This is a genomic window from Streptomyces hokutonensis, from assembly GCF_042751305.1.
GTDB lineage: Bacteria > Actinomycetota > Actinomycetes > Streptomycetales > Streptomycetaceae > Streptomyces > Streptomyces hokutonensis_A.
The window spans coordinates 75,583-94,229 of sequence record NZ_JBHYWD010000011.1 but is presented as its reverse complement, the minus strand read 5'-3'; the positions used below and the strand labels follow the sequence as shown (position 1 = coordinate 94,229).

At 70.4% G+C, this 18,647-nt stretch carries 20 protein-coding genes; 7 read left to right on the top strand and 13 right to left on the bottom strand.

Annotated features, from left to right (window positions below):
- On the top strand, nucleotides 1–389 hold a 389-nt coding region (locus tag ACFXC1_RS27830), incomplete at its 5' end, for an NPCBM/NEW2 domain-containing protein (RefSeq protein ID WP_463294362.1).
- Between the two features lie 45 nt (nucleotides 390–434).
- On the opposite strand, the gene ACFXC1_RS27825 is transcribed toward ACFXC1_RS27830, so the two are convergent.
- Nucleotides 435–1,391, bottom strand: a complete 957-nt coding sequence (locus tag ACFXC1_RS27825) for an ROK family protein (protein WP_381247121.1) — start codon at nucleotides 1,389–1,391, stop codon at nucleotides 435–437.
- A 205-nt stretch (nucleotides 1,392–1,596) separates the two neighbouring features.
- Between ACFXC1_RS27825 and ACFXC1_RS27820 the strand changes: the two genes are divergently transcribed.
- Together ACFXC1_RS27820 and ACFXC1_RS27815 are read left to right on the top strand one after the other, a co-directional pair.
- Entirely contained in the window at nucleotides 1,597–2,634 is a 1,038-nt protein-coding gene (locus ACFXC1_RS27820) for a LacI family DNA-binding transcriptional regulator (RefSeq protein WP_381247119.1), read from the top strand.
- A gap of 20 nt (nucleotides 2,635–2,654) precedes the next feature.
- On the top strand, nucleotides 2,655–3,425 hold the full coding sequence (locus ACFXC1_RS27815; protein ID WP_381247760.1) for a hypothetical protein: 771 nt from the start codon (nucleotides 2,655–2,657) through the stop codon (nucleotides 3,423–3,425).
- Here ACFXC1_RS27815 and ACFXC1_RS27810 read toward each other — a convergent pair.
- Both ACFXC1_RS27810 and ACFXC1_RS27805 read right to left on the bottom strand, forming a co-directional pair.
- The gene (locus ACFXC1_RS27810; protein WP_381247116.1) at nucleotides 3,371–5,266 is read right to left on the bottom strand and encodes a serine/threonine-protein kinase; all 1,896 of its coding nucleotides are present in this window, start codon (nucleotides 5,264–5,266) and stop codon (nucleotides 3,371–3,373) included. The genes ACFXC1_RS27815 and ACFXC1_RS27810 overlap by 55 nt on opposite strands.
- 71 nt (nucleotides 5,267–5,337) lie before the next feature.
- Nucleotides 5,338–6,642, bottom strand: a complete 1,305-nt coding sequence (locus ACFXC1_RS27805; protein ID WP_381247113.1) for a DUF6986 family protein — start codon at nucleotides 6,640–6,642, stop codon at nucleotides 5,338–5,340.
- Nucleotides 6,643–6,825: 183 nt separating this feature from the next.
- On the opposite strand from ACFXC1_RS27805, the gene ACFXC1_RS27800 reads away from it, so the two are divergent.
- Nucleotides 6,826–7,719 (top strand): endonuclease/exonuclease/phosphatase family protein, encoded by an 894-nt coding sequence (locus ACFXC1_RS27800; RefSeq protein ID WP_381247110.1) that lies wholly within the window; start codon nucleotides 6,826–6,828, stop codon nucleotides 7,717–7,719.
- A 54-nt stretch (nucleotides 7,720–7,773) separates the two neighbouring features.
- On the opposite strand, the gene ACFXC1_RS27795 is transcribed toward ACFXC1_RS27800, so the two are convergent.
- The 4 genes from ACFXC1_RS27795 to ACFXC1_RS27780 all read right to left on the bottom strand — a co-directional run bounded on the left by ACFXC1_RS27795 (nucleotide 7,774) and on the right by ACFXC1_RS27780 (nucleotide 10,976).
- Nucleotides 7,774–8,736 (bottom strand): electron transfer flavoprotein subunit alpha/FixB family protein, encoded by a 963-nt coding sequence (locus ACFXC1_RS27795; RefSeq protein WP_381247107.1) that lies wholly within the window; start codon nucleotides 8,734–8,736, stop codon nucleotides 7,774–7,776.
- Nucleotides 8,737–8,811: 75 nt separating this feature from the next.
- Nucleotides 8,812–9,600: an electron transfer flavoprotein subunit beta/FixA family protein gene (locus tag ACFXC1_RS27790; RefSeq protein ID WP_381247104.1), complete on the bottom strand. Its 789-nt coding sequence runs from the start codon at nucleotides 9,598–9,600 to the stop codon at nucleotides 8,812–8,814.
- A gap of 244 nt (nucleotides 9,601–9,844) precedes the next feature.
- Nucleotides 9,845–10,354 carry a flavin reductase family protein gene (locus tag ACFXC1_RS27785; RefSeq protein WP_381247101.1) on the bottom strand — a complete coding sequence of 170 codons (510 nt, stop codon included), beginning with the start codon at nucleotides 10,352–10,354 and terminating at the stop codon, nucleotides 9,845–9,847.
- 208 nt (nucleotides 10,355–10,562) lie between these two features.
- Nucleotides 10,563–10,976, bottom strand: coding sequence for a TlpA family protein disulfide reductase (locus tag ACFXC1_RS27780; protein WP_381247099.1), 414 nt, complete (start codon nucleotides 10,974–10,976; stop codon nucleotides 10,563–10,565).
- 75 nt (nucleotides 10,977–11,051) lie between these two features.
- Between ACFXC1_RS27780 and ACFXC1_RS27775 the strand changes: the two genes are divergently transcribed.
- Nucleotides 11,052–11,468 carry a DUF4395 domain-containing protein gene (locus ACFXC1_RS27775; protein ID WP_381247095.1) on the top strand — a complete coding sequence of 139 codons (417 nt, stop codon included), beginning with the start codon at nucleotides 11,052–11,054 and terminating at the stop codon, nucleotides 11,466–11,468.
- 185 nt (nucleotides 11,469–11,653) lie between these two features.
- Entirely contained in the window at nucleotides 11,654–12,382 is a 729-nt protein-coding gene (locus ACFXC1_RS27770; RefSeq protein ID WP_381247093.1) for a lysophospholipid acyltransferase family protein, read from the top strand.
- Nucleotides 12,383–12,386: 4 nt separating this feature from the next.
- Here the strand turns inward: ACFXC1_RS27770 and ACFXC1_RS27765 are convergent, their stop codons facing one another.
- The 5 genes from ACFXC1_RS27765 to ACFXC1_RS27745 form a co-directional block, all read right to left on the bottom strand.
- The gene (locus ACFXC1_RS27765) at nucleotides 12,387–13,079 is read right to left on the bottom strand and encodes a B3/B4 domain-containing protein (protein ID WP_381247091.1); all 693 of its coding nucleotides are present in this window, start codon (nucleotides 13,077–13,079) and stop codon (nucleotides 12,387–12,389) included.
- Nucleotides 13,080–13,087: 8 nt separating this feature from the next.
- Nucleotides 13,088–13,660, bottom strand: coding sequence for a transglutaminase domain-containing protein (locus ACFXC1_RS27760; protein ID WP_381247088.1), 573 nt, complete (start codon nucleotides 13,658–13,660; stop codon nucleotides 13,088–13,090).
- Nucleotides 13,661–13,746: 86 nt separating this feature from the next.
- The gene (locus tag ACFXC1_RS27755; RefSeq protein ID WP_381247085.1) at nucleotides 13,747–14,817 is read right to left on the bottom strand and encodes a threonine aldolase family protein; all 1,071 of its coding nucleotides are present in this window, start codon (nucleotides 14,815–14,817) and stop codon (nucleotides 13,747–13,749) included.
- Nucleotides 14,814–15,560, bottom strand: coding sequence for an SDR family NAD(P)-dependent oxidoreductase (locus tag ACFXC1_RS27750; RefSeq protein WP_381247757.1), 747 nt, complete (start codon nucleotides 15,558–15,560; stop codon nucleotides 14,814–14,816). The genes ACFXC1_RS27755 and ACFXC1_RS27750 overlap by 4 nt, the downstream gene beginning before the upstream one ends.
- A gap of 38 nt (nucleotides 15,561–15,598) precedes the next feature.
- Entirely contained in the window at nucleotides 15,599–16,996 is a 1,398-nt protein-coding gene (locus ACFXC1_RS27745; RefSeq protein ID WP_381247083.1) for a DUF6421 family protein, read from the bottom strand.
- Nucleotides 16,997–17,400: 404 nt separating this feature from the next.
- On the opposite strand from ACFXC1_RS27745, the gene ACFXC1_RS27740 reads away from it, so the two are divergent.
- Nucleotides 17,401–18,084 carry a glycerophosphodiester phosphodiesterase gene (locus ACFXC1_RS27740; RefSeq protein WP_381247080.1) on the top strand — a complete coding sequence of 228 codons (684 nt, stop codon included), beginning with the start codon at nucleotides 17,401–17,403 and terminating at the stop codon, nucleotides 18,082–18,084.
- Nucleotides 18,085–18,087: 3 nt separating this feature from the next.
- Here the strand turns inward: ACFXC1_RS27740 and ACFXC1_RS27735 are convergent, their stop codons facing one another.
- On the bottom strand, nucleotides 18,088–18,627 hold the full coding sequence (locus ACFXC1_RS27735; RefSeq protein ID WP_381247077.1) for a GNAT family N-acetyltransferase: 540 nt from the start codon (nucleotides 18,625–18,627) through the stop codon (nucleotides 18,088–18,090).
- Nucleotides 18,628–18,647: the final 20 nt, after the last annotated feature.

The window sequence follows — 18,647 nt, the reverse complement described above, 5'->3', positions numbered from 1 at the left end:
GGGGGGGGCCTTTTGCGCCAACCCCCCCCCGGGGGGGGCGCGGGGGGGGGGCGGTCACTCGAAACAGTGTGGGTGGTGGGTTGCCCGCCCGGGCGCGCCCCCCCCACGCCGAGAGCGAGGTGGCGTACTACACCGGGAAGACGTGCGAGAAGGTCACGGCGGACGTCGGTGTGGACGACGAGAAGGGGGCCAACGGGACCGTCGCCTTCGAGATCTGGGCGGACGGTACGAAGGTCGCCTCGACCGGCGTCCTCACCAACGCGATGCCCGCCCAGCCGGTCACGGCGGACGTGACCGGCGCCCAGGTGGTCCGACTCGTCGTCACCGACGGCGGCGACGGGATCGACTCGGACCACGCGGACTTGGCGGACGCTCAACTCACCTGCTGAGCAAGGACGAAGGCCACTGACCGAACGTTTCGTCCGGTCAGTGCCTCACACGCCGGCCGCGGTCGCGTTGTTCGCCTGCCGGGCGAGCGCGGCCGCGGCCGCTCCCACCAGCCCGGCGTCCGTGCCCATCTGAGCCGGCGTCACCGTCAGGCGCTGCACGAAGGACAGCGTCGCGTAGTCGCTCAACGCCTTGCGCAGCGGTGTGAAGAGGACGTCGCCCGCCTTGCCGACGCCGCCGCCGATCACGGCGATGTCGATCTCGACGAGGGTCGCGGTGGCCGCGATACCGGCCGCGAGGGCCTGTGCGGCCCGTTCGAAGGAGGCGACGGCCACCGGGTCGCCCGCGCGGGCGGCGGCGGCCACCGCGGCGGCCGAGGTGTCGCCGTCCGGGCCCGGCCGCCAGCCGCCCTCGACCGCCCGCCGGGCGATGTTGGGCCCGCTGGCGATCCGCTCGACGCAGCCGCGCGAACCACAGGGACAGGGGTCGCCGTCCAGGTCCACGCTGATGTGGCCGATGTGGCCCGCGTTGCCCGTCGGCCCGGGGTGCAGCTGCCCGTTGAGGACGAGACCGCCCCCGACTCCCGTGGAGACCACCATGCACAGCGCGTTGGCGTGCCCGCGCGCCGCTCCCTGCCAGTGCTCGGCCGCCGTGATGGCCACACCGTCGCCGATCAGCTCGACGGGCAGGTCACCGGCCGCCGCGCGCACCCGCTCGACGAGCGGGTAGTCGCGCCAGCCGGGCACGTTGACGGGGCTCACGGTGCCCGCGGAGGCGTCCACGGGACCCGCGCTGCCGATGCCGAGGGCGCTCGCGCGGGACCACGAAGGGGATGCGGTGAGTTCCGCGAGCACCTCCTCCACGGCCCGCATCACGGTGTCGCCGTCGTCCTGCGAGGGCGTCGGGCGCTGCGCGCGCACCAGGATCTTGCCGTGGCCGTCCACCAGCGCCCCGGCGATCTTGGTACCGCCGATGTCGAGCGCGGCCACGAGGTCGGTGTGCATCAGTGTCAGATCTCCCCGTCAAACATCAGAACCACCAGTAGGTGAGTTGGACCGGTCTCGCGGTGGGGGCGCAGGCCGGAGATATCGGTGGACAGTCTCTCTCGCACATGACAACGTTGTCCAGGCTCTATGCTCGACGCCACATCCTCATACAAACCCATGGACCTATGCATCCCCCGTGGACGACAGGACAGGACAGCGCATCGTGCCAGAGACCGCCCGCCGCCCCGAGAACCGCTACGGCAACCGTCCGACCATGAAGGACGTGGCCGCGCGCGCCGGTGTCGGCCTGAAAACGGTGTCACGGGTGGTCAACGGCGAACCGGGCGTCACCCCCGACACCGAGCGCCGCGTCCAGGAGGCCATCGACGCCCTCGGCTTCCGCCGCAACGACAGCGCCCGCGTCCTGCGCAAGGGCCGCACGGCCAGCATCGGCCTCGTCCTGGAGGACCTCGCCGACCCGTTCTACGGCCCCCTCAGCCGCGCGGTCGAGGAGGTGGCCCGCGCCCACGGCGCCCTCCTGATCAACGGCTCCAGCGCCGAAGACCCGGACCGCGAGCAGGAGTTGGTGCTCGCGCTGTGCGCCCGGCGGGTGGACGGCCTTGTGGTGATCCCGGCCGGGGACGACCACCGCTACCTGGAACCGGAGATCAAGGCGGGCGTCGCGACCGTGTTCGTGGACCGTCCGGCCGGGCGGATCGACGCCGACGTCGTCCTGTCCGACAGCTACGGCGGCGCGCACGAGGGGGTCACCCACCTCATCTCCCACGGCCACCGGCGCATCGGCTTCATCGGCGACATGCCCCGCATCCACACCGCGGCCGAGCGCTTGCGCGGTTACCGGGCCGCCATGGAGGACGCCGGAATAGCCGTCGAGGACGCCTGGATGTCCCTCGGCGTGACCGACCCGATCCGGGTACGCCGGGCCGCCGAGGAGATGCTGTCCGGCCCCTCCCCCGTCACCGCCGTCTTCGCCGGCAACAACCGCGTGACGGTCACCGTCGTCCGGGTACTCGCCGAACAGGCCCGCCGGATCGCCCTCGTGGGCTTCGACGACTTCGAACTCGCCGACCTGCTCCAGCCGGGCGTGACCGTCGTCGCCCAGGACGCGGCGGCCCTCGGCCGTACCGCCGCCGACCGCCTCTTCCGCCAACTGGACGGCACGCTCATCGCCCCGGAACGCATCGAGTTGCCGACCCGGCTGATCACCCGGGGCTCGGGCGAACTGCCGCCGTCGGACTGAGCCGCCCCGTGAACGGCCGTATGCTGGAGGATCTGGGGCTGGCCCGGGCGCCGCGCGACTTCCCGCTCGACTACCCGGGTGCCTGGCCCACCACCTCCGGACTCCTCGTCGGGGACCGGCTGTTGCCCCTGGACGACCACGTCACCTACGAGGACCGCACCCCCGTCCTCGCCATCGGCTCCAACGCCTCCCCCGCCCAACTGCGGCACAAGATGGCGGAGTTCGGGATCGACTCCCCCGTCCCGATGGTGAAGGTCCGGGTCACCGGTGTCGACGTCGGCGTGTCCGCGCATGTGAGCCGCGTGGGCTATGTGTCCGCGTCGCCGGTCGACTCACCGGGTGTCGTAGGGGAGTTGTTCGTGACGTGGTTCGACGCGCGGCAGCTCGCGGTGGTGGACGCGAGTGAAGTGGCGTTCGACCGGGCGTGGTTGACCGGGCCCGAGTTCCGTTTCACGTCGTCGGACTCCGGGGAGTCGCTGCGGGGCGCGTATGTCTATGTCAACCGGTACGGGGTGTTGCGTGACGGCACGGGTGTGCCGCGCCGGCATCCGGGCGAGCGGGCGCTGCTCACCGAACTTCTCGCCGCCTCACCGGAGTTGAGGAAGCTGTTCGGGCGGACGCCGGAGGAGTTCTGCGCGCGGGCGCGCGCCGACCGGGAGTTGTGCGAGCGGGGTACGCGGCTGTTCCGGGAGGAGGGGTGGGTGACGGTGTCCGGCCTGGAGCGCTTCGTGGGGTCTCAGCAGACCGGCAGCCCCGGGACCGGTTCGTCGTTGCCCCCGCCCTTGATGTAGACGTCGCTGACATAGACGTTCGTGTTGCCACTGTCGTCGTCCGTCTTCGCCCACCAGACGTTGGTCCACTGGCCGTAGGTCTCGCGGCGGCCCAGATTCGCCTGGCAGTAGAAGTAGTTGGTGCCCGCGCCGAGGACGCCGGCCTCGGTGCCGGACGCGGTGTAGGACTTGGCGGTGCGCCACACCTGGCAGTTGTACTTGCCGCCGCCGATGGACTGGCAGGCCGGGGCGGGGCTGGAACTGGGGCTGGTTCCGTTGGTGGGGGTGCTGTTGGCGCCCGTACCTCCGCCGCCGGAGGACGTGAACCTGCTCGGCGAGGCGGTCGGAGACTGACCGGCTGTCGTGTCCCCACCCTTGCCGGTGTGCCGCTCCGTCGGCGCCTGAGTTCCATCGGCGCCCTGTCCCGTGGGCTTTGCGGAGTCCGAGCGCTTGGCGTCCGCGCGTGCGGTGGGCGAGGCGCCACCGGCGTCCTGGGCCGGGGGTGAGCCGCCCCGCGAAGTGACCGACTCTTCACCGGAGTTGACGTAGTGGGCGACGACCACTCCGGCACTGGCGAGGACGACCGCTGCGGCAGCGGCGGCGATCAGGACTTGTGCCTTGCGGCGGGTGCGCGCGGGGTGGGCTATCGGCCCGGTCGGTGGGGTCGGGTGGGGCACCGGGGCGAGGGGTGGGCCGAAGCCCTGGGGTACGGAGGTGGGAGGGGGCGTGGGGTCGGGCGTGACGGCAGGTGCGGAAACGGGCGTGGAATCGGGCGGAAGGGCATCCGGTCCGGTCGGCCGCGCAGCTGAACCGGAGTCCTGCCGGCCCACTCCGGGACCCGCGCTCCCGTCCAACGCCGACTCGGCCGCTTCCGGCCCCGCGCTCTCGCTCGGCGCGGGTTCCCCCGCCCCGAAGCCGCCCGAGACCGCAGCAAGCCCTCCCCCGGCCCCCCGCAACAGGGTCGTCGGCGAGTCCGTCTCCGGCGCCTGCGCCACCGCTTCCAGCAACTCCCGCGCCTGGTCGGCGTCGGGGCGCAACTCGGGGCGTTTGTCGAGGAGTTGGCGCAGGACGGGGGTGAGCGGACCGGCGCGGTGGGGTTCCGGCAGGGGCTCGTCGACGATCGCCGTGAGGGTGGAGTACGTCGAGGTGCGGCGGAACGGTGAGGCGCCCTCGACGGCCGCGTACAGCGTGGCGCCCAGGGCCCAGACGTCGGAGGCCGGGCCGGGGTCGGCGCCCTGCGCGCGCTCGGGGGCCAAGTAGTCCAGGGAACCGATGAGTTCGCCGCTGCGCGTGAGGTGCGTGGCGGAGCCGTCGCCCGGGTCGTCCATGGTCGCTATGCCGAAGTCCGTGAGGACGACCCGGCCCGAGCGCTCCAGGAGGATGTTGCCCGGCTTCACATCACGGTGCAGTACACCCACGGAGTGCGCCGCGGCCAGCGCGTCCATGACCTTCGCGCCGATCCCGGCCGCCTCGCGCGGGTCGACGGGGCCGCGTTCGCTCAGCACGTCGTCCAGGGAGGGACCGTCGATCAACTCCATGACGATCAGCGGGCGTCCGTCGACCTCCGCGATGTCGTGCACGGCGACGACACCGGGATGGCGGACCCGCGCCGCCGCCCGTGCCTCGCGCTGCATCCGCAGCCGTAGATCGGCGAGCTGGGGCGCGTAGTCGTCGGTGAAGGTGCGCAGTTCCTTGACCGCTACCTCACGGCCGAGGACCTCGTCGACGGCGCGCCAGACCACGCCCATGCCGCCGCGGCCGAGCCGGGCCACGACGCGATAGCGCCCGGCCAGCAGCCGGCCGGCTCCGTCCACGCGTCCGTTCTCCCCCGAAGACACTGCCGCTCCGTTCCTGTGGCACATCCATGAACGCCGTACAGCCTACGGGGCGGCAGTGACAACGGGAGGGGGCGGCGACAGCTGTGACAGGTCCGCTACTTCGCGGACGCCGTCAGGTCGCCCCGGCGGGGCGCCGCGAAGCCCTCCAGGTCCGTCCGGGTCAGCCCGGTGGCCGTGGCCACCTCGGCGATGTCGAGCGCGCCGCAGTCGAGGCCGCGCAGCAGATAGCCGCTGAGGGCCTTGGCGGTCGCGGGCTCGTCCATGACGTCGCCGCCGGCCCGGTTGGCGTAGCGGGCGAGGCGGGCGGCGGCCTGCTCGAAGCCCTCGCGGTAGAAGGCGAAGACGGCCGCGTAGCGGGTGGGGATGTGGCCGGGGTGCATGTCCCAGCCCTGGTAGTACGCGCGGGCCAGTGCCCGCCGGGTGAGGCCGTAGTGCAGCCGCCAGGCGTCGTGGACCTGTGCCGTCGGACCGACAGGGAGCACATTGGTCGAACCGTCCGAGACGCGTACGCCCGTCCCCGCCGCCGCGACCTGCATGACGGCCTTCGCGTGGTCGGCGGCCGGGTGGTCGCTGGCCTGATATGCGGCGGAGACACCGAGACAGGCGCTGTAGTCGAAGGTGCCGTAGTGCAGGCCGGTGGCACGGCCCTCGGCGGCCTGGATCATGCGGGCGACCGTGGCGGTCCCGTCCGTGGCCAGGATGGACTGGCTGGTCTCGATCTGGATCTCGAAGCCGATCCGGCCGGCGTCGAGCCCGTGCGCCTTCTCGAAAGCCTCCAGAAGTCGCACCATCGCGGTGACCTGTTCGGCGTAGGTGACCTTGGGCAGGGTCAGGACCAGCCCCTCGGGCAGTCCGCCGGCCGCCATCAGTCCGGTCAGGAAGATGTCGAGGGTGCGGATGCCCCGGTCGCGCACCGGAGCCTCCATGCACTTCATCCGGATACCCATGTACGGCGCCGCCGTGCCCTTCGCGTACGCCTCGGCGATCAGCCGGGCCGCACGGGCGGCCGCCTCGTCCTCCTCGGCGTCGGGGCGGGGGCCGTAGCCGTCCTCGAAGTCGACCCGCAGGTCCTCGACGGGCTCGCGCTCCAACTTGGCCCGCACGCGCGCGTGCACGGGTTCGGCGAGTTCGTCGGAGAGGCCGAGGACGGCGGCGAAGGAGGCGGCGTCGGGGGCGTGTTCGTCGAGGGCGGCCAGCGCGCGGTCGCCCCAGGTGCGGATCGTGTCGGCGGCGAAGACGTCACCGGGGACGTAGACCGTGTGGACGGGCTGGCGGGTGCCCGGGTCGCCGGGGTAGCTGCGCTCCAGTTCGGCGTCGACCGGTGCCAGGGAGGCGCTGATCTCCTCGCCGACCGCGCCCGCGAGGCTCGTCGCCACCTTCTCCTGCTCGCCCTGACCCATTCCACAGCCTCCAGGTTTCCGCTCTACGGAATCAACAATCCGTAGAACGAAGTTATCCGTGGATCTTCCCGCCGGTCAACACCCTGTCCACGGCGTGAACCCACGGCGTTCACTCCCGCCCCGAGGCCCTCTTCCGCCCGACGCCCCGCCCCTTCATCCTGACTCGCAAGGGGAGGGATGCACATGTCGACTGCCTGGACGGTGACCCGTCGCGCGGGGCTGACCACGCTGGTGGCAGCCGCCATCGCCGTACCACTGATCGGAACCGTACGCGCCGACGCCGTCCGGCACGAGACCCGTCTGCTGGACGTCATGACCTTCAACCTGCGCTACGCGAGCAGCTCGGAACCCAACAGCTGGCAGGTCCGCCGCCCGGTGATGCGCGATCTGCTGCTCCGCGCGGCCCCCGACATCATTGGCACCCAGGAGGGCCTCTACGGGCAGCTCCAGGACATCAAGCAGGACCTCGCGCCGCACTACGACTGGATCGGCAGCGGCCGTAAAGGCGGCAGCCACGACGAGGAGACGGCGATCTTCTACGACACCCGCCGGCTCGCCCCCGTCGAGTACGACCAGTTCTGGCTCTCCGACACACCCTCCGTGATCGGCTCGAACACCTGGGGCGGCGCCCACCCGCGCATCGCCACCTGGATCCGCTTCCGCGACCTCGGGGACGACGGACGGCAGTTCTACGTCCTCAACACCCACCTGGACAACGCGAGTCAGTACGCCCGCGAGCGCGCCGCCACACTCATCGCCGAGCGCCTCGCCCGCCTCGACCGCTCCCTGCCGCTCGTGGTCACCGGCGACTTCAACACCGCCGCGTACACCACCTCGGTCTACGCCACGATGCTGGGCGCCGGCCTCAGGGACACCTGGGACGCGGCGGCCGGGCGCGGGCAGCTGTACGGCACCTTCCACGGCTATCGGGCGCTCGTCCCGGAGGGGAACCGGATCGACTGGATCCTGGTCGGCGAGGGAATCACCGTGCGCCGTACGGTCATCGACACGTTCTCCGAGAACAGCCAGTTCCCGAGCGACCATCTGCCCGTGCAGTCCACGATCAGCCTGGGATGAACGAAGGCTCCCGCGACCACGTGGGCCGCAGGAGCCTCGTACAGCCTGAAGACATCAGCCCTTGCGGGTGTTGATCTCCTCGGTGAGCTGCGGGACGACGTCGAAGAGGTCGCCGACCACGCCGTAGTCGACGAGGTCGAAGATCGGGGCCTCGGCGTCCTTGTTGACGGCCACGATCGTCTTCGAGGTCTGCATGCCCGCGCGGTGCTGGATCGCGCCGGAGATGCCGTTGGCGATGTAGAGCTGCGGGGAGACGCTCTTGCCGGTCTGGCCGACCTGGTTGGAGTGCGGGTACCAACCGGCGTCGACGGCGGCGCGCGAGGCGCCGACGGCCGCGCCGAGGGAGTCGGCGAGCGCCTCGATGATCGCGAAGTTCTCCGAGCCGTTCACACCGCGGCCGCCGGAGACGACGATCGCGGCCTCGGTCAGCTCCGGGCGGCCGGTCGACTCGCGCGGGGTGCGCGCGGTGACCTTGGTGCCGGTGGCCTTGTCCGAGAAGGTGACCGCGAGGGCCTCGACGGTGCCGGCGGCCGGGGCGGCCTCCACGGCGGCCGAGTTCGGCTTCACGGTGATGACCGGGGTGCCCTTGGAGACACGGGTCTTGGTGGTGAAGGAGGCGGCGAACACCGACTGGGTCGCGACCGGGCCCTCGTCACCGGCCTCCAGGTCGGTGGCGTCGGTGATGATGCCGGAGCCGATACGCACCGCGAGGCGGGCGGCGATCTCCTTGCCCTCGGCGGAGGACGGCACCAGGACGGCCGCCGGCGAGACGGACTCGTAGGCGGCCTGGAGGGCGTCCACCTTCGGTACGACGAGGTAGTCGGCGTACTCGGCGGCGTCGTGCGTGAGCACCTTCACCGCGCCGTGCTCGGCGAGCGCGGCGGCGGTGTTCTCGGCACCGGAGCCGAGGGCGACGGCGACGGGCTCGCCGATGCGGCGGGCCAGGGTCAGCAGCTCCAGGGTGGGCTTGCGGACGGCACCGTCCACGTGGTCGACGTAGACGAGAACTTCAGCCATGGGAATGGTCTCCTGCGTGCTTGCGAAGTCTGAGGGGCGGTGAGGGAGCCTGCGGCGGGCCGTGGCCCTGGGGCCTTAGATGAACTTCTGGCCCGCGAGGAACTCGGCGAGCTGCTTGCCGCCCTCGCCCTCGTCCTTGACGATCGTGCCGGCGGTGCGCGCGGGGCGCTGGGCCGCGGAGTCGACGGCGGTCCAGGCGCCTTCGAGGCCGACCTCGTCGGTGTCGATCTCCAGGTCGGAGAGGTCCCAGGCCTGAACCGGCTTCTTCTTGGCGGCCATGATGCCCTTGAAGGACGGGTAACGCGCCTCGCCCGACTGGTCGGTGACGGAGACGACGGCCGGCAGGGAGGCCTCCAGCTGCTCGGAGGCGGAGTCGCCGTCCCGGCGGCCCTTGACGACGCCGTCCGCGACGGAGACCTCGGAGAGCAGCGTGACCTGGGGGACGCCCAGGCGCTCGGCCAGCAGGGCGGGGATCACACCGGCGGTGCCGTCGGTGGAGGCCATGCCGGAGACGACCAGGTCGAAGCCGGCCTTCTCGATCGCCTTGGCCAGCACCAGGGAGGTGCCGATGACGTCGGTGCCGTGCAGATCGTCGTCCTCGACGTGGATCGCCTTGTCGGCACCCATGGACAGCGCCTTGCGCAGGGCGTCCTTGGCGTCCTCCGGGCCCACCGTCAGGACGGTGATCTCGACGTCGTCGTCCGAGTTCTCGGAGATCTGCAGCGCCTGCTCGACCGCGTACTCGTCGAGCTCGGAGAGCAGACCGTCCACGTCGTCCCGGTCGACGGTCAGGTCATCGGCGAAGTGCCGGTCGCCAGTGGCGTCGGGCACGTACTTCACAGTGACAACGATCCTCAAGCTCACGCCGGCTCTCCTACTGCATCGTCATTTTTCGGCTGCCTACTTCCAGGCAGCATAGGCGCCTTGAACGGCCGTTCCCGGTGCGGGCGGCCGGTGCTCCGAGCGAAATATTACTCGCCAGTACGCAGGACTACGCTCCCTCAGCAGGTGCCCGCTAAGCAAGCGCTTTGAACTGTGACCTGTGCAACGCAGCGTAATCGGAACTCGACGCTTCCGCAGGGTGGCCCGTCACCCACCGGGAGTGGCCTCAGTCACGCAGTCCGTTGAAGCGGCCCTGGTGGTAGAGGAGCGGGCGGCCGGAGCCGGCGTGGTCACCGAGGACGACCTCGGCGATGACGATGCGGTGGTCCCCGGCGGGCACGCGCGCGACGACCCGGCACACCAGCCAGGCGAGCACGCCGCCGAGGACCGGTACGCCCTCGGGACCCTCGTGCCAGACGGTGGTCGCCCCGAACCGGTCGGCGCCGCTGCGGGCGAAGGTGGCGGCCAACTGCTCCTGGTGCTCGCCGAGTATGTGCACGCCGACATGGTCGGCCCCGGATATCGCGGGCCAGCTCGACGCGCCGGTGCTGATCCCGAAGGACAGCATCGGGGGCTGGGCCGAGACGGAGCTGAGGGAGGTGGCGGTGAAGCCGACCGGACCGGTCTCACCGCGCGCGGTGATCACCGCCACACCGGCGGCGTGCTGCCGGAAGACGGAACGCAGCAGGTCGGGAGAGGCGAGCTGGGAGGTGCCGAGATCGGGCGTGGCCGTCATGGGGCTGTCCTTCTTGGGGAGGCGACGAGCTGGACCGTGGCTGCTCAACAGCCCGGACAGCACGCGCTCGCGGTGCGTGCGAGGTCGACGTGCGCCCGCCCGAAAAGAAGGAGTTCCGAAGGCATACGGTCAGGCTGACGATAGGTGGTGTGCACAGTCAAGTACGTTCCGGCATATGGGAGATGACTCACCGCTTCCGCCCGAATCGTCAAACCGCCTCCCCCAGGGCCGCGATGACATCCGCCTTGCGGGGGAGGCCGGTGGCGCGCCGCACGACCCGTCCGTCCGCGTCGAGCACCAGCACGGTGGGGGTCTTCAGGATGTCGAGTTCCCGCACGAGGTCCAGGTGGTCCTCGGCGTCGATCTCGATGTGACGCACTCCGGGGACCATGCCGGCCACCTCGCCCAGCACCCGGCGGGTGGCCCGGCAGGGGGCGCAGAAGGCGCTGGAGAACTGCACCAGGGTCGCCTTCTCGCCGAGGTCGCCGCCCAACTCGGCGGCGCCGAGCCGTTTTCCGCCGTCGCGCCCGCGCACCCGTACTCTCCCGCTCCGCCGCCGATGCAGCACTCCGTAGGCGCTCGCCGCCGCGAGCACCACCACGCACACCACAAGTCCGGTCATCGGCCCTTCCAGCGTTCACGAGACTGCAAAGATTCCCGGCACCCGGAATCCTTTCCGCTGCGGAATCCTTGATTCATGGACATCGACGTACGAGGACCGCGCTTCGGCGCGGCCCTGACGACCGTAGTACTGGCGGTCGTGCTGGTCACCGGCAGCTTCTGGCTGCTGGCGTGGCAGACCCTGGCGTTCGCGCTGGGCGCGGCGCGCGGCGTGGGCCGTTCGCCGTACGGCTGGCTGTTCCGGAAGGCCGTACGGCCGCGGATCGGGCCGCCGACCGAGTTCGAGTCGCCGGGGCCGCCGCGGTTCGCGCAGGCGGTCGGGCTGGTCTTCGCGGGGGTGGGTCTGGTCGGTTTCGGCGTGGGACCGACCTGGCTGGGGCTCGCGGCGACGGGTGCCGCGCTGGCCGCCGCGTTCCTCAATGCCGCGTTCGGGTACTGCTTGGGGTGCGAGATGTACCTGCTCGTACGGCGGGTGACGGTTCGCGCAGAGTAAAGGCAATTTAAAAGTCCGAGGTGGATCAAGTGATGGACGTGACGAGGATCTCGCCCTTCTCCGGCACGAGGACTGGCCAGTCGTTCGTTCTTCGGGCACGATCTGCGCAATGCCGTAAACCTACGGCTGCGTAACTTTCCCGCCCGGAGACCCCCTTCAGGCAGAGAGAAGGGTCCACCCCGTCCATGGCTGAGCTTGTCTACCGCCCCGTCGTCGGTCTCGCCCAAACGTTGTTCAAGGTCTGGGACCTCAAGATCGACCTCAAGGGATCGGAGAACATTCCGCGCTCGGGCGGCGCTGTGCTGGTCAGCAACCACATCAGCTACCTGGACTTCATCTTCGACGGCCTGGCCGCCCTGCCGCAGAAGCGCCTGGTGCGCTTCATGGCGAAGGAGTCGGTGTTCCGGCACAAGATCTCCGGTCCGCTGATGCGCGGCATGAAGCACATCCCGGTGGACCGCAAGCAGGGCGAGACCGCCTACCAGCACGCGCTGGAGTCGCTGCGGTCCGGCGAGATCGTCGGCGTCTTCCCCGAGGCGACGATCTCGCAGTCCTTCACCCTGAAGAGCTTCAAGTCCGGTGCCGCGCGCATGGCCCAGGAGGCCGGCGTCCCGCTGATCCCGATGGCCCTGTGGGGCACGCAGCGGCTGTGGACCAAGGGCCACCCGAAGAACTTCAAGCGCAGCCACACCCCGATCACCATCCGGGTCGGCGAGCCGGTGGAGGCCCCGCAGGACCAGTACGCGGGCGCGATCACCCGTCGGCTGCGCGAGCGCGTCCAGGAGCTGCTGGAGGCCGCTCAGCGCGCCTATCCGGTACGCCCCAAGGGCCCGGACGACACGTGGTGGATGCCGGCCCATCTCGGCGGTACGGCACCCACTCCCGAAGAGGTCAAGGCGGCCGAGGCGCGCTGAATCGTCACGCCGGGGCGTGGACGGTGATCTGCGCCCCGGGGCTGAACTTCTCGAGCAGTTCGGCGAGTTCGGCGCCCGCGCGTTCCACCTCGGCGACGGGCATCGGCGCCAGGCTCTCCAACAGGAAGACGGCGGACGTCGATTCCTCCGTGAGCCTGGTGCGCGGCCCCTGTCGCCAGTTCCAGCGGCGGCAGGTGACACCGACCGCGTCGGTCCACACCACCTCGCCCGCATCGGGGTGTTCGACGACCTCCTCGCCGCCCGCGACGGTCACGAACTCCTCGTCCCCGATGGCCCGTTGGAGGGTCATCCCGCCCTGGATGCGGTCGGTGTCCTCGCCGCCAACGGGGATCAGGTACGCGACGCTGATGGCGTTGTAGAGGTCGACCAGCACATTGATCCGGGGCAGTCCGGCGTCCGTGAGCGCCCTCTTGGCCAGCGCCTCGGCGGAGTTGCGGGTGCGCGACGGCTTCGACCCGAACGCCGTGTACACCTCGCGCCAGGCCACCATGTGGGGGTCCTCGTGCGGGGCACGACCGTCCAGCCGTACGGCCAGCCGGCGGGCCGCATCGTCGAGGTGCGCCGAACTCGCTTCGGTGCTCGGCCCGTTGACCAGTCCGGTCGCCTCGATCGCGACGTGCGTGAAACCGGGGGCGAGGGCGCGGACTTCGTCGGACACGGTCAGGGTGAGCGTCATGAGGTGCCTCAGAGTGCGGTCGGGAGTGTCTGCCACAGGTACGACCGGTCGGGGGCAGCCTTCAGGGCGTTCAGCACGACCGGGTGCGGTTCAGCGTACAGGACCGGATAGTCCAGCTCATTGAACTCCGGGTCGGGTACGAAGGCCAGCCGTTCGCCGTCGAGGGAGAACTGCGCGTCCACGCCCGGCTTGTTGCCGCGCGGATCCTGCCGGTGCCAGGCCCCGTTGAACCGCACGGCGACCAGCCCGTGGACCACGTCGAACTTCTGGTAGCAGAGCGCCGTCGGGATGTCCTCGGCCCTCAGCAGCGCGGCCAGCGCGTGCGCCTTGGCGTAGCAGATGCCGGTGCCCTGCTCCAGGACGTCGGAGGCCCGCCAGGTGACACGCTGATCACCGGAGTCCTGCGAGTGCGGAATGGCGTCCCGCACGAACTCGAACGCCAGCCGTGCATAGCCATACGAGTCCGCCGCACTCTTGGCGAGTCGCGCGGACGTCTCGCGCACGAGGGGGTGACCATGGTCGATGACCTCGTCGGCGGCCAAGTAGGCGGACAGGTCGGGGGTGTTCTGGATCAGCTCCATGCCTGGAGAGCATAGGAAAGCGATCACCCGAGAGTCAATGACTTTTCAGGTGACCGCATACCTATGCATAGTCTGTTCAAGCTTGACTAGCGGGCCATCTCCTCCTTGAGCGCCGCCACGAACGCGTCCACGTCGTCCTCGGTCGTGTCGAAGCCGCACATCCAGCGGACGTCGCCGGCCGCCTCGTCCCAGAAGTAGAACCGGAAGCGCTGCTGAAGGCGCACGCTCACGTCGTGCGGGAGGCGGGCGAAGACGCCGTTGGCCTGCACCGGGTAGAGGATCTCCACCCCGTGCACCGCGCGGACGCCCTCGGCGAGGCGCTGGGCCATCTCGTTCGCGTGGCGGGCGTTGCGCAGCCACAGGTCCTTGGCGAGCAGCGCCTCCAACTGCACAGAGACGAAACGCATCTTGGAGGCGAGCTGCATGGACAGCTTGCGCAGGTGCTTCATGTGGCTGACGGCGTCCTGGTTGATGACGACAACCGCCTCACCGAAGATCGCACCGTTCTTCGTCCCGCCCAGGGAGAGGATGTCGACGCCGACCGCGTTGGTGAACGTCCGCATGGGGACGTCAAGTGAGGCCGCCGCGTTGGCTATCCGGGAGCCGTCGAGGTGGACCTTCATCCCGCGCGCGTGGGCGTGGTCGCAGATCGCGCGGATCTCCTCGGGCGTGTAGAGGGTGCCGAGTTCGGTGCTCTGGGTGATCGAGACGACCTGCGGCATCGCGCGGTGCTCGTCGTCCCAGCCGAAGGCCTGCCGGTCGATCAGTTCGGGCGTGAGCTTGCCGTCGGGCGTGGGCACCGTGAGCAGCTTCAGGCCGCCCATGCGCTCGGGGGCGCCGCCCTCGTCGACGTTGATGTGGGCGCTCTCGGCGCAGATCACCGCGCCCCAGCGGTCGGTGACCGCCTGGAGCGCGACGACGTTGGCGCCGGTGCCGTTGAAGACCGGGAAGGCCTCCGCCGTGGCGCCGAAGTGGCTGCGGATGATGCCCTGGAGGTTCTCGGTGTACTCGTCCTCGCCGTAGGCGACCTGGTGGCCGCCGTTGGCGAGGGCGAGGGCGGCGAGCACCTCGGGGTGGGCGCCGGCGTAGTTGTCGCTGGCGAAGCCGCGGATCTCCGGGTCGTGATGGCGACGGGCGTCGGTCTTCGGAGGGTTCACGGCTTCTCGGTCAGCCACAGACGGTTTCCGTTCACTTCGGAGGCGGGCTTGTCCCAGACGCCGGCGATGGCCTCGGCGAGGTCCTTGACGTCGGTGAAGCCCGCGAACTTCGCGTTGGGGCGTTCGGCGCGCATCGCGTCGTGCACCAGCGCCTTCACCACCATGATGGCGGCCGCGGAGGTGAGACCCTCCTCGCGTGCGGCCTTGCGGTAGCCGTCGGCCATGGCGAGGGTCCACGCCTCGGCGGCGGCCTTCGAGGCGGAGTACGCCGCGTTGCCCGCCGTGGGCTTGCTGGCGCCGGCCGCGCTGATCAGGAGGTAGCGGCCGCGGTCGCTGCGCTCCAGGCCGTCGTAGAAGGCCAGCGAGGTGTGCTGCACGGTGCGGATGAGCAGCTTCTCCAGCAGGTCCCAGTCGGCGAGGTCGGTCTCGGTGAAGGTGGCGCTGCCGCGCCAGCCGCCGACGAGGTGGACGAGGCCGTCGACGCGGCCGAAGTCCTTCTCGATGTGCGCGGCCCAGTCGCGGGTGGCCTGCGGGTCGAGCAGGTCGACGGTGTCGCCTACGACGGTGGCGCCGCCGTGCGCGTAGCGGGCCGCGTCCACGGCCTCCGCCAGACGCTCGGGATGCGCGTCCGAGCCGACGACGGTCGCGCCCGCCTCCGCCAGCCGCAGCAGCACGGCGTGGCCCGCCGGCCCGCCCGCTCCGGCCACCGCGATCACCGCGCCGTTGAGCGCCCCGTTCCCCATGGTCCTCGCCTCCTGAGCCACTTCGTTCGTACGGTCGCTCACGCGGCGATCCGCTCGGCGCTCTCCGCGGTGATGCCCTTGGTCGAGGCGATCACGTTCTTGAGCTTCTTGGAGAGTGCCTCATAGAACATGCTCAGCGGAAACTCGTCCGGAAGCACGTCATCCACGAGTTTCCGCGGCGGCTGGTTCAGGTCCAGGGCGTCGTGACCCTTGGCCCACTTGGAACCGGGGTGCGGGGCGAGGTAGGTGGCGACCAGGTCGTAGGCCTTGAACCAGTGGACGAGCTTGGGGCGGTCGATGCCCGCGCGGTAGAGGTCCTCGATCTCGGCGCACAGCTGATTGGTGACCTCGGGGGCGCGCCGCCAGTCGATGTGCAGCTTGTTGTCGGTCCAGCGGACGACGTCGTGCTTGTGGAGGTAGGCGAAGAGGAGCTGGCCGCCGAGTCCGTCGTAGTTGCGGACGCGCTCTCCAGTGACCGGGAAGCGGAACATGCGGTCGCAGAGGACGGCGTACTGCACGTCGCGGGCCTGCGGAATCCCGTCCGCCTCCAGCTTCACGGCCTCCTTGAAGGCGGTGAGGTCGCAGCGCAGCTCTTCGAGGCCGTACATCCAGAACGGCTGCCGCTGCTTGATCATGAACGGGTCGAAGGGCAGGTCGCCGTGGCTGTGGGTGCGGTCGTGGACCATGTCCCACAGGACGAAGGCCTCCTCGCAGCGCTTCTGGTCGTCGACCATCGTCGCGACGTCCTCGGGCAGTTCCATGCCGAGGATGTCAACTGCGGCCTCGGTGACCCGGCGGAAGCGGGCGGCCTCGCGGTCGCAGAAGATGCCACCCCAGGAGAAACGTTCCGGCGCCTGGCGTACGGCGATGGTCTCCGGGAAGAGCACGGCGGAGTTGGTGTCGTAGCCGGACGTGAAGTCCTCGAAGGTGATGCCGCAGAACAGCGGGTTGTCGTAGCGGGTCGCCTCCAGCTCGGCCAGCCAGTCGGGCCAGACCATGCGCAGGACGACCGCTTCGAGGTTGCGGTCCGGGTTGCCGTTCTGCGTGTACATCGGGAAGACGACCAGGTGCTGGAGTCCGTCCCGGCGGTTCGCGGCGGGCTGGAAGGCCAGCAGCGAGTCGAGGAAGTCGGGCACCTGGAAGCCGTCGGCGGCCCACCGCTCAAGGTCCCTGACCAGAGCGGCGTGATAAGCGGCGTCGTGCGGGAGCAGCGGGGAGAGGTCCTCGACGGCGCCCGTCACCCTGCGTACGGCGTACTCGGCCTCCGCGCGGTCCGGCGCCCCCTCGGCGGCGAAGTCGATCGACCCGTCCTTGGCCTGCCATGGCCGGATCCGCTCCACGGCATCCTTGAGCACGGGCCATGCCGGATGCTCCACCACCCTGGTCACGGGAGGAACCCGCTCCTCCGAACCCACCTGCACAAGAATTTCCGTCATGTCCCATCCTCCACGGGAGAATCCAGCGTACGGGAACCGTATACATATGTGGTTTCTCCCAGCAAGAGGATCTTCGGGAGATTATCCTGCCGAACCCTGCCCGTGACCGAACTTTTTCCTGCCGGAAACCATGAACGCCGCCGAAGAGACACCGCGCGGCTACCCAGGGGCCGGGGCGTCGAAACCGGCCACCGGTCAATCGCCCCGGGACTCGCCCACCCCGGGGGTGACCGTCGAGGCCGGTGCCGCGCAGGCCGGCCGCCACCGTCTCCGCGATCCTCCGTGTACGCACGGGTACATCGCCGGGGCCTGCCGTTAGGCTGCGGCTCTGCCACGTGGACGCCGGTGTCCGGCCGCGCCCACGCGCGCGAGCCGAGCCGCCGTCGACGGAAGCGAGTTGAACCTTGAACTTCCTTACCATCGGTCACCGCGGAGTCATGGGTCTCGAACCCGAGAACACTCTCCGTTCCTTCGTCGCCGCCGAGCAGGGCGGCCTCGATGTCATCGAACTCGATCTGCATCTGAGCAGGGACGGCGCCCTCGTCGTCATGCACGACGCCGACGTGGACCGTACGACCGACGGCACCGGTCCGATCGCCGAGCGGACCCTCGACGAGCTGCGCACCCTGGACGCGGGCCGCGGCGAGCGCGTACCCACCTTCGAGGAGGTCCTGGACGCCGTCCGGTCACCGCTCCAGGCCGAGATCAAGGACCTGGCGGCGGCGCGGGCGCTGGCCGAGGTCATGCACCGGCGGGACCTGGTCGGACGGGTCGAGGTGTCCTCGTTCCACGACGAGGCGATCACCGAGATCGCCCGCCTGGTGCCCGGCGTACGCACCGCCCTGATCGCCGGCCGTTTCGGCCCCGAAGTGGTCGAGCGGGCCACCGAGGCCGGTGCCGAAACGGTCTGCCTGAACATCCGCAGGCTGACCCTGGAGGTCGTGGAGGCGGCCCGCAAGGCGGACTTGAGGATCATCGGCTGGGTGGTGAACACCCAGGACCAGCTGCGGCTGGTACGCGCCCTGGAGCTGGACGGCGCGACCACCGACTACCCGGAGATCAAACGCACGGGCCGCTTCACCGCGTGAGGGCTACGCGAGTTCCTTGACCAGCAGCTCGAACTGAAGGTCGTCGCGCTGCGGAATGCCGAACCGCTCGTCGCCGTACGGGAACGGGGTCATCCGACCCGTACGGCGATACCCGCGGCGCTCATACCAGGCGATGAGGTCGTTGCGTACGGAGATCACGGTCATGTGCATCTCCCCCACTCCCCAGCTCTCCCTGGCCGCGCGCTCCGCCTCCGCGATGATGACCTTGCCGAGGCCGCCGCCCTGAAGCTGCGGGCTGACGGCGAACATCCCGAAGTAGGCGTGGTCGCCGCGGTGTTCGAGCTGGCAGCAGGCGACGACCCGGCCGTCGCGTTCGACGACCAGCAGTCGGCTGTCGGGCGACTTGATGACCGCGAGCACGCCCTCGGGATCGGTCCGCTGCCCTTCGAGGATGTCCGCCTCGGTGGTCCATCCGGCCCGGCTGTCGTCGCCCCGGTAGGCCGACTCGATCAGCACGACGAGGGCGTCCACATCGGCGTCGGTGGCGTCGCGGAAGGTCAGTCCGGTGGCGGCGGTGTCCATGGTGCACAACTCCGATCAGA

Excerpts from the sequence above, each read along its gene's own strand:
- ACFXC1_RS27815 (WP_381247760.1), top strand. The coding sequence starts at position 2,655 with ATGCTGGAGGATCTGGGGCTGGCCCGGGCGCCGCGCGACTTCCCGCTC.
- ACFXC1_RS27765 (WP_381247091.1), bottom strand. The coding sequence starts at position 13,079 with ATGACGCTCACCCTGACCGTGTCCGACGAAGTCCGCGCCCTCGCCCCC.
- ACFXC1_RS27780 (WP_381247099.1), bottom strand. The coding sequence starts at position 10,976 with ATGACCGGACTTGTGGTGTGCGTGGTGGTGCTCGCGGCGGCGAGCGCC.
- ACFXC1_RS27760 (WP_381247088.1), bottom strand. The coding sequence starts at position 13,660 with ATGGAGCTGATCCAGAACACCCCCGACCTGTCCGCCTACTTGGCCGCC.
- ACFXC1_RS27735 (WP_381247077.1), bottom strand. The coding sequence starts at position 18,627 with ATGGACACCGCCGCCACCGGACTGACCTTCCGCGACGCCACCGACGCC.
- ACFXC1_RS27770 (WP_381247093.1), top strand. The coding sequence starts at position 11,654 with ATGGCTGAGCTTGTCTACCGCCCCGTCGTCGGTCTCGCCCAAACGTTG.
- ACFXC1_RS27805 (WP_381247113.1), bottom strand. The coding sequence starts at position 6,642 with ATGGGTCAGGGCGAGCAGGAGAAGGTGGCGACGAGCCTCGCGGGCGCG.
- ACFXC1_RS27775 (WP_381247095.1), top strand. The coding sequence starts at position 11,052 with ATGGACATCGACGTACGAGGACCGCGCTTCGGCGCGGCCCTGACGACC.
- ACFXC1_RS27800 (WP_381247110.1), top strand. The coding sequence starts at position 6,826 with ATGTCGACTGCCTGGACGGTGACCCGTCGCGCGGGGCTGACCACGCTG.
- ACFXC1_RS27795 (WP_381247107.1), bottom strand. The coding sequence starts at position 8,736 with ATGGCTGAAGTTCTCGTCTACGTCGACCACGTGGACGGTGCCGTCCGC.
- ACFXC1_RS27745 (WP_381247083.1), bottom strand. The coding sequence starts at position 16,996 with ATGACGGAAATTCTTGTGCAGGTGGGTTCGGAGGAGCGGGTTCCTCCC.
- ACFXC1_RS27810 (WP_381247116.1), bottom strand. The coding sequence starts at position 5,266 with ATGTGCCACAGGAACGGAGCGGCAGTGTCTTCGGGGGAGAACGGACGC.
- ACFXC1_RS27825 (WP_381247121.1), bottom strand. The coding sequence starts at position 1,391 with ATGCACACCGACCTCGTGGCCGCGCTCGACATCGGCGGTACCAAGATC.
- ACFXC1_RS27785 (WP_381247101.1), bottom strand. The coding sequence starts at position 10,354 with ATGACGGCCACGCCCGATCTCGGCACCTCCCAGCTCGCCTCTCCCGAC.
- ACFXC1_RS27750 (WP_381247757.1), bottom strand. The coding sequence starts at position 15,560 with ATGGGGAACGGGGCGCTCAACGGCGCGGTGATCGCGGTGGCCGGAGCG.